This is a genomic window from Caulobacter sp. GW821-FHT10C03 (assembly GCF_059415485.1).
The window spans coordinates 69,519-85,896 of record NZ_JBWKNI010000015.1; the positions used below are offsets into that span (position 1 = coordinate 69,519).

Below are 16,378 nucleotides of genomic sequence, written 5' to 3' on the forward strand. Positions count from 1 at the left end.
TGCTCGATGGCGTCACCGTCACCGACCCCTACGCCGACGCCGGCTCGATCGTGCGCGGCGCCGACGTGGTTGGCGACAACGACGGCCTGCTGGAGGTCGGTGAAACCTGGGGCTACACGGCCAAGCACACCGTGACCCAGGCCGAGATCGACTCCAACGGCGGCGGAGACGGCGCCCTGGAGAACACGGCGACCGGCGACTCCAATCAAACGGACCCGGACACCGACGACGCCAGCGTGCCCGTCGATCGCCGACCCAGCCTGAACATCACCAAGGACGCCACCGTCCCCGGCGGTACGGCCGACGCGGCTGGTGAACAGATCAGCTACGTCATCACCGTCGCCAACACCGGCAACACCACGCTGGATGGCGTCACCGTCACCGATCCCTACGCCGACGCCGGATCCATCATTCGCGGCGCCGACGTGGTTGGCGACAACGACGGCCTCCTGGAAGTCGGCGAGACCTGGGGCTACACGGCCAAGCACACCGTGACCCAGGCTGAACTGGACTCCAACGGCGGCGGCGACGGGCAACTGGAGAACACGGCCACCGCCGACTCCAACCAGACTGGCCCGGACACGGACGACGCCAGCGTTCCAGTCGCCCCCCGACCGAGCCTGAACATCACCAAGGACGCGACCGTGCCTGGAGGCACGGCCGACGCAGCCGGTGAACAGATCAGCTACGTCATCACCGTGGCCAACACCGGCAACACGACGCTGGACGGCGTCACCGTCACTGATCCCTACGCCGACGCCGGATCCATCATCCGCGGCGCCGACGTCTCGGGCGACAATGACGGCCTGCTGGAGGTCGGTGAAACCTGGGGCTACACGGCCAAGCACACCGTGACCCAGGCCGAGATCGACTCCAACGGCGGCGGAGACGGCGCCCTGGAGAACACGGCGACCGGCGACTCCAATCAAACGGACCCGGACACCGACGACGCCAGCGTGCCCGTCGATCGCCGACCCAGCCTGAACATCACCAAGGACGCCACCGTCCCCGGAGGCACGGCCGACGCGGCCGGTGAACAGATCAGCTACGTCATCACCGTGGCCAACACCGGCAACACCACGCTGGATGGCGTCACCGTCACCGACCCCTATGCTGACGCCGGATCCATCATCCGCGGCGCCGACGTGGTTGGCGACAACGACGGCCTCCTGGAAGTCGGCGAGACCTGGGGCTACACGGCAAAGCACACCGTGACCCAGGCTGAGCTGGACTCCAACGGCGGCGGAGACGGGCAGCTGGAGAACACGGCCACGGCCGACTCCAACCAGACCGGCCCGGACACCGACGACGCCAGCGTCCCAGTCGCCCCCCGACCGAGCCTGAACATCACCAAGGATGCGACCGTGCCTGGAGGTACGGCCGACGCGGCCGGCGAGCAGATCAGCTACGTCATCACCGTGGCCAATACCGGCAACACCACGCTGGACGGCGTCACCGTCACTGATCCCTACGCCGACGCCGGATCCATCATCCGCGGCGCCGACGTCTCGGGCGACAATGACGGCCTGCTGGAGGTCGGTGAGACCTGGGGCTACACGGCCAAGCACACCGTGACCCAGGCCGAGATCGACTCCAACGGCGGCGGCGATGGACAGCTGGAGAACACGGCCACGGCCGACTCCAACCAGACCGGCCCCGACACCGACGACGCTAGCGTGCCCGTCGATCGCCGGCCTAGCCTCAACATCGTCAAGGACGCCAGCGTCCCCGGCGGCACGGCCGACGCGGCTGGCGAGCAGATCAGCTACGTCATCACCGTCGCCAACACCGGTAACACGACGCTGGATGGGGTGACGGTCACCGACCCCTACGCCGACGCCGGCTCGATCGTGCGCGGCGCCGACGTGGTTGGCGACAATGACGGCCTTCTGGAGGTTGGTGAAACCTGGGGCTACACGGCCAAGCATACCGTGACCCAGGCCGAGATCGACTCCAACGGCGGCGGCGACGGCGCCCTGGAGAACACGGCGACCGCCGACTCCAATCAAACGGACCCGGACACCGACGACGCCAGCGTGCCGGTCGATCGCCGGCCCAGCCTCAATATCGTCAAGGATGCGACGGTGCCTGGAGGCACGGCCGATGCGGCCGGTGAACAGATCAGCTACGTCATCACGGTGGCCAACACCGGCAACACCACGCTCGACGGCGTGACGGTGACGGACCCCTACGCCGATGTCGGGTCCCTGGTCAGGGGCGCCGATGTCTCGGGCGACAATGACGGCCTGCTCGAAGTGGGTGAGACCTGGGGCTACACGGCCAAGCACACCGTGACCCAGGCTGAGCTGGACTCCAACGGCGGCGGAGACGGGCAACTGGAGAACACGGCCACGGCCGACTCCAACCAGACCGGGCCTGACACCGACGACGCCACCGTGCCCGTGCTGCAGAGAGCGAGCATCGACATCGAGAAGTACGTCTCGATCGACGGCGGCGCGACCTGGGACGACGCGGACAATCCGATGGGGCCGATCGCCACCTCCGGCGCCAACGTCATGTTCAAGTTCGTGGTCGCCAACACCGGCAACGTCACCCTGACCAACGCCTCGGTGACCGACTCCGTGTTCGACCTGAACGGCGCGGCGGCGGGCACGGCGCGGACGCTGGGAACCCTGGGGGTCGGCGCCAGCACGGAGTTCCAGATTTCCGCGCCCTGGACCGCCGGCCAGCACGTCAACGACGCCACGGCCTCGGGCAGCTATTCCGGCGGTCCGGTCAGCGACCACGACCTGGCCTATTACTACGGCCTGATCGACTGCGTGGGCACGCGCACCCCGGGCTTCTGGCTGTCGCCCAACGGCCTGACCTTCTGGGACGGCACGGTTGGCAACGAAACCAAGTCCGGCCCTGACTTCCCGAACGGCGAACTGCTGGCCTTCAACAACAGCATCACCGACGGCCCCGACCCGGGCAGCAGCAACAAGGAAGAGCGCTACATCCTGCTGGGCGACTACAACGGCAACGGCGTCACCGACGCTGGCGAGGACACCCTGAAGATGTCCCTGGCGATGGCCCTCAAGGTCATCGACGCCTCGCAGAAGCCGTCGCAGGACGCGCGCTACGTCCTAGGTCGCGACGTCATCGCCACCTGGCTGAACTTCGAGGCCGGCAACGGCGCGGGCGGGGCGCTCGATCCCAACAGCCCGACCTACAAGATGAACAAGGCGATCGACTGGCTGCAGCAATACGCCGACGCCAACCATGACGGCGTGGCCGACTTCAACGGTCCGGCGATCAAGCAGAACAGCGCGGCCTGGCAGGGCTCCGGCTCGGGGTTGCACACGGCGCTCGACGAGTACAACAACCACGGCACGATCAACGGCGTGGCCTATTCCTGCAGCGCCGACGACCATCTGTTCGTGACCATGCTGACCCGCTACCACGCCGAGGACGTCCTCGCATGAGCGGCCGGGGCGGCGAGGGCAGGGCGAGAGGCTCGGGGCGGCGCGCCCTTCCCGAGCCGCTGGCCGGCGCCTTGAAAACCTGCCGGCGGCACCTGCTGATCGCCGCCGGCTTCAGCGCCCTGGTCAACATCCTCTACCTGGCTCCGACCCTCTACATGCTGCAGATCTACGACAGGGTCCTGCCCACCGGCGGGCTCCTGTCGTTGGCGTTTCTGACCGTGGCGGTCGTCTTCGCCCTGGCCACCCTGGCCCTGCTCGACAGCCTCCGTCAGCGCATCCTGGTGCGCCTCGGACTGCGCCTCGACCGCCAGCTGGCTCCCGAAGTGTTGACCCGACTGACCGGCGGCCTTGGTCCCGACTCCGGGCCGCGGCTGCGCCAGGCGATGCGGGAGTTCGACGCCTTCCGCAACGTCGTGTCGGGGCCCGCGGCCACGGCGATGCTCGACGCCCCCTGGACCCCGATCTACCTGGCGCTCTGCTTCATCCTGCACCCGCTGCTGGGCGTCATCTCGGTGATCGGGGCGGGGGCCCTGCTGATCCTCGCCATACTCAACGAGCAGGCCACGCGCACCAAGCTCGAGGCCTTGAACCAGGCCTCGGCCGAGGCCTACGCCACGCAGGAGGCGATCGCCAGCCAGGGTGGACTGGTCAAGGCCCTGGGCATGCGCGAGCCGCTGATCGTGCGTCAGCTGCTCGACCGCCGCGCCGCCGTCGGCCTGCAGGCCGACGCCCAGTTCACCGGCGGGGTCTATACCGGCCTGATCCGCTTCCTGAGGCTGACGCTGCAATCCCTGGCGCTGGGGACCGGCGCCTGGCTGGCCGTGCGCCACGAGATCTCGGCCGGCGGCGTGATCGCCGCCTCGATCCTGCTGAGCCGCAGCCTGGCGCCCGTCGAGCAGATCGTCGGAGCCTGGAAGAGCGTGATCCAGGCGCGCGACGGCCTGCGCACCCTGGTCGACCTGTTTGAGCGCTCCCCGGCCGCGCCGGTCCGCACGCGCCTGCCCGAGCCCAAGGGCCGGGTGCGGGCCGAGCAGGCCGGCGTCCGCGCCGCCGATGGCGCGGGCATGATCCTGCGCGGCGTCTCCTTCGACCTCAATCCCGGCGAGATCATCGGCGTCGTTGGTCCCAGCGGCGCGGGCAAGACCACCCTGGCCAGGGTGCTGGTCGGCGCCCTGACGCCCGACCAGGGCTGCGTGCGCATCGACGGCGCGGACCTTTCCGACTGGCAGTCCGAGCGCCTGGCCGCCCACATCGGCTACCTGCCGCAGAACTGCGGCCTGTTCGCCGGCACGGTGAAGGAGAACATCGCCCGCTTCGCCAGCATCACCGAGAGCGACCCGCGCGAGATCGACGAGCGGGCGGTGGCGGCGGCGACCGCGGCCGGCGCGCACGAGATGATCCTGCGCCTGCCCCAGGCCTACGACACGCCGCTGGGGCCGGGCGGGGCGGGGGTGTCGGCCGGCCAGGCCCAGCGCCTGGCCCTGGCCCGGGCCCTCTACGGGGGACCCCAGGTGTTCGTCCTCGACGAGCCCAACTCCAATCTCGACTTCGAGGGCGAGACGGCGCTGGAGCACGCGATCGCGGCCCAGAAGGCGAGGGGGGCGGCCCTGGTGGTCATCGCCCACCGCCTCAACATCCTGGGCGTGGCCGACAAGCTGCTGGTGCTGCGCGAGGGCGCCATGGATCTCTACGGCCCGCGCCGCGAGGTGCTGCAGGCCCTGGAGGCCCGGGTCGCCGGCCTGCCCCGGCCGGCCAACGCGCCGCCCGACCTGCGGGTCACCGGGGGCGCGCCATGACCGCCTCGCTCGCCGTCAGAAAGACCGGGGCCCTGACCACGGTCGACGCCTACAAGGAAGACGGTCCCACCGACGGACCCCATTGGGAGCTCCGCGTCGGCCTCGCCGCCGCCGGCCTGTTCTTCGTCGGCTTCATGGGCTGGGCCGCCTTCGCGCCGCTCGACGCGGGGGCCTATGCGCAAGGCGTCGTCGTGGTCTCCGGCAGCCGCCAGGCGGTGCAGCATCGCGAAGGCGGGGTGATCTCGGCCCTGCGGGTGCAGGAGGGCGACAAGGTCAGCCAGGGCCAGGTGCTGCTGGAGCTGAACGTCCAGGAGGTCCGGGCCCAGGAACGGGCGCTGGCGGCCCGGGTGTTCGCGGTCGAGGCGCGCCGGGCCCGGCTGGTCGCCGAGCGTGACGGCCTGGCCGAACCCGTCATGCCGGTCGCCTTCGCAGGCCTGCCGGCCGAGGACCGGACGCTGGCCGACGAGGCCATGGGCCTGGAGCGCCGCCAGCTCGCCGCCCAGCGTGCGGCCCTGGCCTCCAGGCGCGGCGTGCTGGGCGAGCGGGCCAGCCAGCTGGCCGAGCAGATCAACGGCTACAACCGCCAGCTCGCCGCGAACCGCGAGCAGCAGCGGCTGATCGGCGAGGAGCTGGACGGCATGCGCAAGCTGGCCGCCCAGGGCTATGCGCCGCTGACGCGGGTGAGGGCGCTCGAACGGGCCGCGGCCGACCTCGTCGGAACCGACGGCGCCTATCGCGCCCAGGCCGCCAGCGCCCGCGAGGGCATCGGCGAGACCCGCATGCAGGCCCTGCAAGGCGACCGCGAGCACATGGACGAGGTGATCACCGACCTGCGCCAGTCGGAGATCGAGCTCAACGACCTCAAGCCCAGGCTCGCCGCGGCCCGCGATCAGCTGTCGCGCGGCATGGTCCGGGCGCCGGCCTCGGGCCAGGTGGTCGGGCTCAAGGTGTTCACGGTCGGCGGCGTCGCCGCGCCGGGCGATGTCCTGATGGAGATCGTGCCGCAGCGCGCGCCGCTGGTCATCGAGGCCCGGGTGTCGCCGAACGACGCCGACGACGTCCATGTCGGCCAGGCCGCCGACGTGCGGCTGACGGCGTTCCACGACCGCCACCTGCCGTTGCTGCAAGGCACGGTGACCAAGCTCTCGGCCGACGGCTTCACCGACGACAAGACCGGCGCGCGCTACTTCCGGGCCGAGGTCGCGGTGCCGCCCGAAGAACTGGCCGCGCTCAGGCAGCCGGGGCGGGAGCCGCCAGCGCTGAAGGCGGGCTTGCCGGTCGAGGTGGTGGCGCCGCTGCGCAAGCGCACGGCGCTGCAGTACCTGCTGGAGCCGCTGCAGCAGCGGCTGTTCAGGAGCTTCCGCGAGCAGTGAGGCTGTCCCCGAAGGCCCTCGCTAGCCGACCTGCACCAGGTGGCGCATGCCCTGCTCCATCTCGTCGATCACGCGTTCGACGTGCGGGTCCCGCCGCAGGAATTGGGCGTAGGCCTCGGTGATCGAGGCGGGCGCGATCAGGTCCATGCCGAGGCGTTCGGCCGTCACGCCGATCGCGAAGAGGGCGGGCGCCAGGGCGCAGTCGGCGATCGTGAGACGTTCGCACAGGGCGTAGCCCGGTCCCGGCAAGAGGTCTTCGAGCATCGCGACGCCGTTCAGCAGTTCCTCGACCGCCCGGCGGGCGCTGGCGGCGTCGGTGCGCGGTTGGGCCAGAGCGACCATCGACGGCATCAGATAGAGATCCACGTGCCGCACCAGGAGCCGCGCCATCGCCCGGTCGAAGACATCGACCGGCATCAGGGACGGCGCCTCCGGAAACCGCTCTTCCAGATACTCGAGCAGGACGGCCGACTCCCAGATGGGGCCGCGATCCTCGAGCAGGACGGGGATCCGGCCGGTCGGGCTGAGGTCTCGAAAATGGCGGTTGTCGCGCCAGCCCGCGGGCGGCGGGATCAGGTCGATGGGCAGGCCCTTGGCGTAGATCGCGATGCGGACGCGCGCCGCGAACGGCGACACGGGAAGACTGATCAGGTCCATCTAGGTTCCAGCGGGCTTCGGTTGTCCTTTGCCGAGTCTTGGCATACCGGTTGGCGATTGTCGCTAAGCCGACACAGTTCGCGACCTCTCCGCATCAAGATGACACCCGACCCGTCCAGCGTACCTTCCGCCTCGAGCGCCTTCGCCAGGTTCACCGACGCCGAGACGATGGCGCTGGCGATCGGCGACATCAATTCGGGCGCCAAGCCGCTCCCCCTCGAACGGACGAGCCGGCGCTTCGATGGCATGCTGGCGCGGGCGAGCTTCGGCGGGCTGAACCTGGGCATGGGCCGCTTCGCCCAGGGTATCGCCCAGACCGCGGCCATCCCCGGCGTCCACACCTTTATGTTCGCCACCGAGCCGGGGATCATGCGGCGCGTCTCCGGACGCAAGCTGTTCGGCAGGCATATCTTCCACTTCCGGCCCAACGAGCGGACCGTCACCGGCTCTCCGCCCGACATGCCGTGGGCCTTCGGCATAGTGACCATGCCGTTCGAGCGGCTGACCGAGCATGCGCCCAACCTGATGGGCGCGGGCCATGCGACGCCGCTGGACGATGATCGAATGTTCGTCGCGCCGTCGGCGGCGATGAACGAGCTCATCGGGCTGATGAGCGACATCTCGGGCGTGATCCAGAGCACGCCCGAAGTCCTGGCGGAGCCGCAGCCGTCCAAGGCCCTGGCGGGCGCGGTCGTGGACAGGCTGATGGCCTGTCTCTCGGAGGGGCTGGTCAAGCCGGACAGGGCCGCTCTCGGGCGCCATCGCCAGATCGTGGCCCGCTTCGAGCGCGCCCTGGAGGAGCGCCCTGAGGAGATGCTGTCGCTGGGCGACATCTGCAGGGTCGTGGGCGCGGCCGAGCGGACGCTCAACCTGGCCTGCCAGGAGTTTCTTGGGGAAGGCGCGGTGCGCTACGCCCGCAATCGCCGCCTGGACCTCGTCCATGCCAGGCTCCGGGCTTCGGATCCCGCCACCACCCTGGTGACCAAGGTCGCCATGGATCACGGCTTCTGGGAACTGGGCCGCTTCGCCCAGGCCTACCGCCTTCGCTTCGGCGAGCGTCCTTCGGACACCCTGCGCCGCAACGCGCACTGACCTTTCTCCAAACTCCGCCGTTCATGCCGGGATCGCATAGTCCGGCGCCCGCCTCGCTGGCAGGGACGGGCCGACACGCGTCATGCGGATCATCGATGCGGCGCGTTTGAAGGCGTCGCCGTCGACCCCTGTCTGCATGTGCGTTTCAGGGGGATCGGGCCTGGGCCCAGGCCAGCGCGTCGCGTGACGCGATCTGACGTCCCTGCGGTTCAAGAACGGCCCGCCAAGACGGGCCTGGCAGGTGTCAAAGTGCGGCAGTCGATCAACACGGTTCGGGCGTTCAACAACACGCGGGCCATCCGCAATTCGGTCTCGCTCACGGTGCTGGCGCTGGCGGTCAGCCTTGCAGCCCCGATGGCCCAGGCCCGGCAGATCACCGTGGGCGGCGGCGATGGCGCCGGCTTCGGCTCCTTCACGCCCCAGGGCGGCATCGCCGGCGGCGCCGGCGGCGCCTCCGGCTCTGGAAGCTATGGCGGGGCGGCGGCCGCCACGCCGACCGGCTCGGCCGAGGCCGGGGCCAACGGCAGCCAGGCCGGAGGGCAGCCCGGGGCGCTGAACGACCTCTCGGCCGGCGGCGGCGGCGGCGGCTCCACCGGCCTTGGCGGGGACGGGGGTCTGGGCTGGCAGCTTGCTTCGACCGGAACCATCTCGCTGGCCGTCGATTTCGCCGGGACGGACGGCGCCAACGGCGGCGCCAACGCGGCCGGCGGCGGCGGTGGCGGCGGGCTGGTGCTGACGGGGACGAACGTTCAGCTGTCGACCGCGGGCTATGACGTTACGGGCGGCGACGGCGGCGAGGGCAACGCTGGCGGCGGCGGCGGCGGCGGCGGCGGCGGCGGCGTCGGGCTGGTGCTGCTGAACGGCGGCTCGGTGACCGTGGACGGCGGCGCGGGCGGTGCGGCCAGCGCCATCACGGGCGGCGCGGGCAGCTCGCTCGGCAACGGCGGCGCGGGCCTCTTCCTCTACAACGGCGGTTCGCTGAACGTCCAAAGCGGCACGATCACAGGCGGGGCCGGGGGTACTTTCGCCAGTTGGGGCGGGGCCGGCGCGGCCGGCGTGCTCAGCAATCTTGGAACCATCGTCAACGCGGGGACGATCACCGGCGGCGAGGGCGGCTACGGCTATTCGAACGGCGGGGCGGCCGGCATCGGCGTGATCGCCTGGGGCGGCACGATCGAGAACAGCGCGACCGGCGTCATCGCCGGCGGCGTCGGCGGGCAAGGGAACGGCAACTTCAGCGGGATGTATTCCGGCGCCGGCGGGGCGGGCATCGTCTTCACCGGCGGCCAGCCGGGGCTGCTGATCAATGACGGGACGATCCAGGGCGGGGCGGGCGGCCCGGCCTCCAACGCGATCCGGCGGGGCGCCGGCGGCAGGGGCGTGGTCGGCGCCAGCACCGGCTCCACCACCATCATCAATTCGGGCACGATCATCGGCGGCGTCAGCGTAAGCTCCCAGCGCGCCTATGCGATCCAACTGTTCGGTAGCGACAACCGTCTGGAGCTTCACGCCGGCTCGTGGATCCGTGACGTCGTGGCGGTGACCGGCGGCGGCTCCAACAACGTGCTGGCCCTGGGCGGCGCCGACGACGACACGTTCGACGCCACGCATATCGGGTCTGACGGGTCCTATGACGGCTACGGCTATATGGGCTTCGACACCTTCGAGAAGCTGGGCGCCAGCACCTGGACCCTGACCGGCACGGGCGCTCAGACCTGGTCGCTGCTGGAAGGCGTGTTGAAGGGCGACAGCAACAGCCTGGCTGGCAGCGTGGTCTTCGGCAGCGGCGCCGGCAGCCGTGGCGTCGTCTTCGACCAGGCGTTCGACGGGGTCTACCGCGGCCAGATGTCCAGCGGCGGCGCGGTGACCAAGACGGGCGCCGGAACCCTGACGCTGACCGGCGAGTCCGCCTCGAACTGGACGATCTCGGGCGGCGGGGTGATCGCCCAGGCCGGCCTGTTCGGCAACGATGCGACGATCGACGCCGGCGCGTTCCTGACCCTCGATCAGAGCTCGGACGGAACCTATGGCTTCGTGCTTTCGGGCGCTGGCGAGTTCCGCAAGGCCGGCTCGGGCAAGCTGATCCTGACCGAGGACTCTTCGGCCTTCACCGGTGCGACCACGGTCGGGTCCGGGATCCTGTCGGTCAACGGCTCCCTGGCAGGTTCGACGGTCACCGTCGCCTCCGGCGCGACGCTGGGCGGCACGGGCACGGTGGGCGACACCCTGGTCCAGAGCGGCGGCCATCTGGCCGCCGGCAACTCCGTTGGAACGCTGTCGATCGCCGGCGACCTGACCCTCGCGTCAGGCTCCAGCCTCGACATCGAACTGGGCGCGCCGGGCGCGTCTTCGGCCTCGCCCGGCGTCAGCGACCGCCTGGTCGTCAGCGGCGACCTGGCGCTGAACGGCGTGGTCAATCTCTCGCAGAGCGCCGCCTCGGCCGACGGCGTCGCCGGCATCGGCTACTATCGCCTGATCACCTATGGCGGGGCCCTGACCGCCAATACGGCGACGATCAACTCCACGCTGTCGCTGAGCAATGTGAACTACGCGCTGCAGGCCGGCAGCGGCCGGGTCGATCTCTACATCAGCAACGCCCTCATTCCTGGCGACAACACCCTGCAGCACTGGCAGGGCGGCGACGGCGTCTGGAGCGCGACGAGCACCCAATGGCTGAACGACGGCGGCAACACCCCGGCGGCCTGGGCGAGCAAGTACGCGATCTTCAAGGACGCCGGCGCCTTCACGGGCGGCACGGTCACGGTGGACGGCGCGCAGAGCTTCATCGGCCTCCAGTTCGTCGACGAGGGCTATGAGCTGACAGGGACTGGCCAGCTGGCCACCGTCTCGGGCGGAAGCGAGATCCGCGTGCTGGCCGACGTCGCCAAGATCGGCGTGGCGATCACCGGCGCCGGCCTCGTCACCAAGACCCAGGCCGGCACGCTGATCCTGACGGGCGCCAACACCTACACCGGCGGGACGTTGATCGATGCGGGCACGCTGCAGATCGGCGACGGCGGGACTTCGGGCTCGATCGTCGGCAATGTCGGCAACCGCGGCGTGCTGGTCTTCAACCGTTCCGACGCCATCACCTTCGCCGGTCGGATCTCCGGCTCGGGCGCGGTGCGCATCCTGGACGGCGGCGTGACCTTCACCGCCGACAACATCTATGCCGGCGGCACGACCATCGCCTCGGGCGCGCAGCTGAACCTCGGCGCCGGCGGCACGAGCGGCTTGATCGGCGACGTGGTCGCCAACGGCGCCTTGGTGTTCGACCGCTCCGACAGCTTCGACTTCGACGGCCTGATCAGCGGCTCGGGCGTGGTCCGCCAGGTCGGTTCGGGCAAGCTGGTCCTGACCGGCGACTCTTCGGCGTTCACCGGCGCGACGTCCGTCGAGGCGGGAACCCTGACGGTCAACGGCTCCCTGGCCGGTTCGACGGTCACCGTCGCTTCCGGTGCGACGCTGGGCGGCAAGGGCACGGTGGGCGACACCATCATCCAGAGCGGCGGCCATCTGGCTCCCGGCTCCGGTGGATCTATCGGATCTGTCGCAACCCTGTCGATCGCGGGCGACCTGACCCTGGCGTCCGGCTCGAACCTGGACATCGAGCTGGTCGCTCCGGGCGCGTCGTCGGCCTCGCCCGGCGTCAGCGACCGTCTGGTCGTCAGCGGCGACCTGGCGCTGAACGGCGTGGTCAATCTCTCGCAGAGCCCCGCCATGGCGGCGGGCCTGGGATACTATCGCCTGATCACCTACGGCGGCGCCCTGACCGCCAACACGGCGACGATCAACTCCATGCTGTCGCTGAGCAATGTGGACTACACGCTGGAGGCGGGCGGCGGCCGAGTCGACCTGCTGATCAGCAGCACGCTCATTCCTGGCGACGACACCCTGCAGCACTGGCAGGGCGGCGACGGCGTCTGGAGCGCCGCCAGCACCCAATGGCTGAACCAGGGCGGCAACACCCCGGCTGCCTGGGCGGGCAACTACGCCGTCTTCAAGGACGCCGGCGCGTTTGTCGGCGGCGAGATCACGGTGGAGGGCGCGCAGAGCTTCCTGGGCCTGCAATTCGTCGACGAAGGCTATGAACTGAACGGGAGCGGCCAGCTGACCACCGTCGCGACGGGCAGCGAGATCCGCGTGCTGGCCGACGTCGCCAAGATCGGCGCGGCGATCACCGGCGTGGGCAAGGTCGTCAAGACCGAGGCCGGCACGCTGGTCCTGACCGGGACCAACACCTATGCCGGCGGCACCTCCATCCAGGCGGGTACGCTCCAGATCGGCGATGGCGGGACTTCGGGTTCGATCGTCGGCGACGTCGCCAACAGCGGCGTGCTGGCCTTCGACCGGTCGGACGCCGTCACCTTCGGTGGGCTGATCTCGGGTTCGGGCGCGGTTCGCATCCTGGACGGCGGCGTCACCTTCACCGCCAACAACAGCTATGCCGGCGGCACGAGCATCGCCTCGGGCGCGCAGTTGAAGCTCGGCGCCGGCGGCACGACGGGCTCGATCGGCGGGGACGTCGTCGCCAATGGCGCGCTGGTGTTCGACCGTTCGGACAGCCTGACCTTCGCCGGCGCGATCAGCGGCTCGGGCGCCATCCGCCAGGTCGGCGCGGGCAAGACGGAGCTGACCGGCGCCTCCAGCGGCTTCACCGGTTCGACCACGGTCGAGCAGGGCACGCTGGCGGTGAACGGCCTGCTCGGCGGAACGCTGGACGTCTGGTCCGGCGCTCGCCTGCAAGGCGTCGGCACGGTGGGGACCACCGTCGTGTCGGGCACGATCGCGCCCGGCAATTCGATCGGCACGCTGAACATCGCCGGCGGCGTCACCTTCAAGCCGGGCTCGATCTTCGAGGTCGAGGCGAACGCGGCCGGTCAGTCGGACAAGATCCTCGCCTCCGGCGCGGCCACGATCCAGGGCGGGACCGTCAAGGTCCTGGCGGGCGCGGGCACCTACAAGCCCCAGACCAGCTACCTGATCCTGCATGCCGACGGCGGCCTGACGGCCGGCGGCAAGTTCGACGGCGTCACCTCGAACCTGGCCTTCCTCGACCCATCGCTCAGCTATGACGGCTCGAACGTCTATCTGCGGCTGCGGCGTAACGACATCAGCTTCACCGACATCGGCGTGACCCCGAACCAGGTCGCGGCGGGAGCGGGCGCCGAGGGCCTGGGCTGGGACAACCCGGTCTTCGACGCCGTGGTCAACCTCTCGGCCGATCAGGCGCGCGACGCCTTCGACCAGTTGGCCGGTTCGGACCACGCCAGCCTGCGCGGCTCGCTGATCCAGGACAGCCGGTTCGTGCGCGACGCGATCCTGGCGCGCGGCGACCTGGCCGGCGTCGACGGAACCTCGGCGTGGGGGCAGATCTTCGGCGGCTGGGGCTCCATGAAGGGCGACGGCAACGCGCAGAGCTACGATCGCGACATCCAGGGGCTGCTGACGGGCTACGACGGCTCGCTGGGCCAGGATATCCGCGCCGGCGTCGCCGCGGGCTACAGCACCAGCGACCTGAAGACCGCGCGCGCCAAGCACGACGTCGAGACCTATCACCTCGGCGGCTATGTCCTGGCGGAGCGCGGCGGGGTGTCGTTCCAGCTCGGCGGCGCCTATGCGTGGCATGAGGTCGAGGCCTCGCGCCGGGTCGCGTTCGGAACGTTCGCCGAGACCCTGTCGAGCGACTATTCGGCCCACACCTACCAGGCGTTCGGCGAGGTCGCCCTGAAGCGTGAGGTGGCCGGCACGACGCTGCAACCGTTCGCCGGCCTGGCCTATGTCGCGCTGACCGACGCCGATGTTAGCGATCAGGGCGGCGCCGCCGCGCTGCATGGCGGCGGCGACGAACACCTGACCTACGGTTCGGTCGGCGTGCGCCTGAAGAGCGACCTGAACGCCGGGGAGCTTCACCTGCGTCTCGCCGGCTCGGCCGCGCTGCGCCATGCGTTCGGTGATCGCGCGCCGACCATCGACCTGGCCTTCAGCGGCGCGCCGTCGTTCAGGATCGTCGGCGCCCCGATCGACAAGGACAGCCTCGCCGTCAATCTGGGCCTGGAAGCCGACCTCGGCGCGAGCGCCGTGCTGGGCGTCAGCTACGCCGGGGACTATGGCGACCGCTCGACCGACCACGGGGCTCGCGCCCAGCTCAGCTGGAGGTTCTGATCGGAGGCGGCGGCGCGGCTCAAGATTGCTCGTTGCAGAACCGTGTTATACTAAACCGGCGCGTGTCATGACGTAACGGCGTTGTGACAAATCCGCGTTTGGTGGCAAGGGGGCTTGCAAGTGCTGATGAGGATGCGTCGCGCCATCGTGGGCGCCGGTGCGCCGGCGTGCATGGGCGCGGTCCTGGCCGCCGCCGTTTCCTTCGCCACGCCCGCCGCGGCCCAGGTGACCCTGCCGTCGCGCCAGGAACTGGACCCCGCCAACGCCGCCCCGATCGCGGCCGCGCCGCGGGGCGACCTGTTCAAGGGCGTGGAGGCCGGTCCCTGCGCCTTCCGCGACAGCCCGGTCAAGGTCACCCTGAAGGCGGTGGAGTTCCAGGGCGCGAGGTCCGGTCCGCTGGCGCTGTCGGACCAGGCCCTGGCCTCGACCTATGCCGAGTTCGTCGGCCGCGAGACGCCGGTCAGCGTGGTCTGCGACATCCGTGACCGGGCCGCGACGCTCTATCTGCGGCGCGGCGTGCTGGCCAGCGTGCTCATTCCCGAGCAGCGGATCGTCGAGGGCAAGCTGATCCTGACGGTCGTCGAGGCGCGGATCGCGGCGGTGAACTATCACGGCGACGCCGGCCCGGCCCAGAAGCAGGTCGTCCGCTTCCTGGATCACCTGCGCGGCCTGACCCCGTTCGACCTGGACGTCGCCCAGCGCTACCTGCTGCTGGCCTCCGACGTGCCCGGCGCGCGCATCCAGTCGGTGCTGAAGGCCTCGCCGCAGGGGCAGGGCGCGCTGGATCTCGAGATCGCCATCACCCGCGACGCCGTCGATGGCTCGGTGGTTGCCCAGAACTACGGCTCCAAGACCGTGGGCCGGGACCTGACCCTGGCGCGCGTCGACTTCAACGGCTTCACGCCGCTGGGCGAACGCACCTCGATCCTTGGCTACGGCACGCTGTCCAGCGACGAGCAGCGGGTGATCCAGGTTGCCGAGCGCTTCTACATCGGCGGCGATGGCCTGGCGGCCGATCTTTCCGGCGCATGGGGCTGGACCCGGCCGGGCGACGTGCTCAAGCCGCTGGGCCTGGAGGGCGAGTCCTTCGCCGGCAGCCTCCGCCTGACCTACCCGCTGGTCCGTCACCGCCGCCACAACCTCAACATCGGGGTCGGGCTGGACTGGGTGGACCAGAAAGTCGAGTTCGGCGGCGGCGCGGCCGTGCTGACCGAAGACAAGCTGCGGGTGTTCTTCCTGAGGCTGGACGGCCACTACGCCCCAGCCAGTCTGGCTTCGCATTCGGTGGCCATGACCGGCCTGGTCGAGCTGCGTCAGGGAAGCCGCGGCCTGGGCGCCAGCAAGTACGGCGACCTTTCGGCCTCGCGCTTCCTGGGCAAGCCCGAGGCCACGGTCGTGCGGGCCGAGGGCGAGTTCGGCGGCCGGCTCGCCGGTCCGCTGATCGGCAAGCTGAACGTCGCCTGGCAGCATACGGACGATCCCCTGTTGTCCTACGAGGAGTACGGGGTCGGAAACCTGACGATCGGGCGCGGCTACGACCCGTCGGCGGCGTCCGGCGACCGCGCGATCTCGGGCTCGCTCGAGATCAGCACCACGCCGCTGGCCCTGCCGTTTGCTCTCAAGGGCGGGGGGAGGGCGGCCTGGCGGCCCTACGCCTTCTATGACGTCGCCGAGCTGACCAATCTGGGTCTGGGGGGCGGCAAGCTGGACCTGACCTCGGCGGGGGTGGGGCTGCGCGCGCAGATCACCTCGCGCGTGGCGCTGGACCTGACCTGGGCCAAGCCCTTCGACAGCCCGTTCGGGGTCGGCGACGAGCCGCCCTCGCGGGTCCTGATCTCGCTGTCCGCCGCCCTGTTCTAGACCGTCGAAG

7 protein-coding genes are annotated in these 16,378 nt (G+C 70.4%); 6 read left to right on the forward strand and 1 reads right to left on the reverse strand.

Annotated features, from left to right (window positions below; translation table 11 throughout):
- The 3 genes from AC07NG_RS18515 to AC07NG_RS18525 all read left to right on the forward strand — a co-directional run.
- A partial coding sequence (locus AC07NG_RS18515) for a beta strand repeat-containing protein (protein WP_494595561.1) occupies positions 1 to 3,425 on the forward strand: 3,425 nt, incomplete at its 5' end.
- Positions 3,422 to 5,221: a type I secretion system permease/ATPase gene (locus AC07NG_RS18520; RefSeq protein ID WP_494595563.1), complete on the forward strand. Its 1,800-nt coding sequence runs from the start codon at positions 3,422 to 3,424 to the stop codon at positions 5,219 to 5,221. The genes AC07NG_RS18515 and AC07NG_RS18520, both read left to right, overlap by 4 nt.
- Positions 5,218 to 6,594 (forward strand): HlyD family type I secretion periplasmic adaptor subunit, encoded by a 1,377-nt coding sequence (locus AC07NG_RS18525; RefSeq protein ID WP_487289474.1) that lies wholly within the window; start codon positions 5,218 to 5,220, stop codon positions 6,592 to 6,594. Before AC07NG_RS18520 ends, AC07NG_RS18525 begins: the two co-directional genes overlap by 4 nt.
- A 21-nt stretch (positions 6,595 to 6,615) precedes the next feature.
- Here AC07NG_RS18525 and AC07NG_RS18530 read toward each other — a convergent pair whose 3' ends face one another.
- The gene (locus AC07NG_RS18530; protein ID WP_494595564.1) at positions 6,616 to 7,251 is read right to left on the reverse strand and encodes a glutathione S-transferase family protein; all 636 of its coding nucleotides are present in this window, start codon (positions 7,249 to 7,251) and stop codon (positions 6,616 to 6,618) included.
- A 99-nt stretch (positions 7,252 to 7,350) separates the two neighbouring features.
- Between AC07NG_RS18530 and AC07NG_RS18535 the strand changes: the two genes are divergently transcribed.
- The 3 genes from AC07NG_RS18535 (at position 7,351) to AC07NG_RS18545 (ending at position 16,368) form a co-directional block, all read left to right on the forward strand.
- Positions 7,351 to 8,343, forward strand: coding sequence for an AraC family transcriptional regulator (locus tag AC07NG_RS18535; protein WP_492856135.1), 993 nt, complete (start codon positions 7,351 to 7,353; stop codon positions 8,341 to 8,343).
- Positions 8,344 to 8,592: 249 nt separating this feature from the next.
- Entirely contained in the window at positions 8,593 to 14,508 is a 5,916-nt protein-coding gene (locus AC07NG_RS18540; protein ID WP_494595566.1) for an autotransporter domain-containing protein, read from the forward strand.
- 126 nt (positions 14,509 to 14,634) lie between these two features.
- Positions 14,635 to 16,368, forward strand: coding sequence for a ShlB/FhaC/HecB family hemolysin secretion/activation protein (locus tag AC07NG_RS18545; RefSeq protein ID WP_494595567.1), 1,734 nt, complete (start codon positions 14,635 to 14,637; stop codon positions 16,366 to 16,368).
- Positions 16,369 to 16,378: the final 10 nt, after the last annotated feature.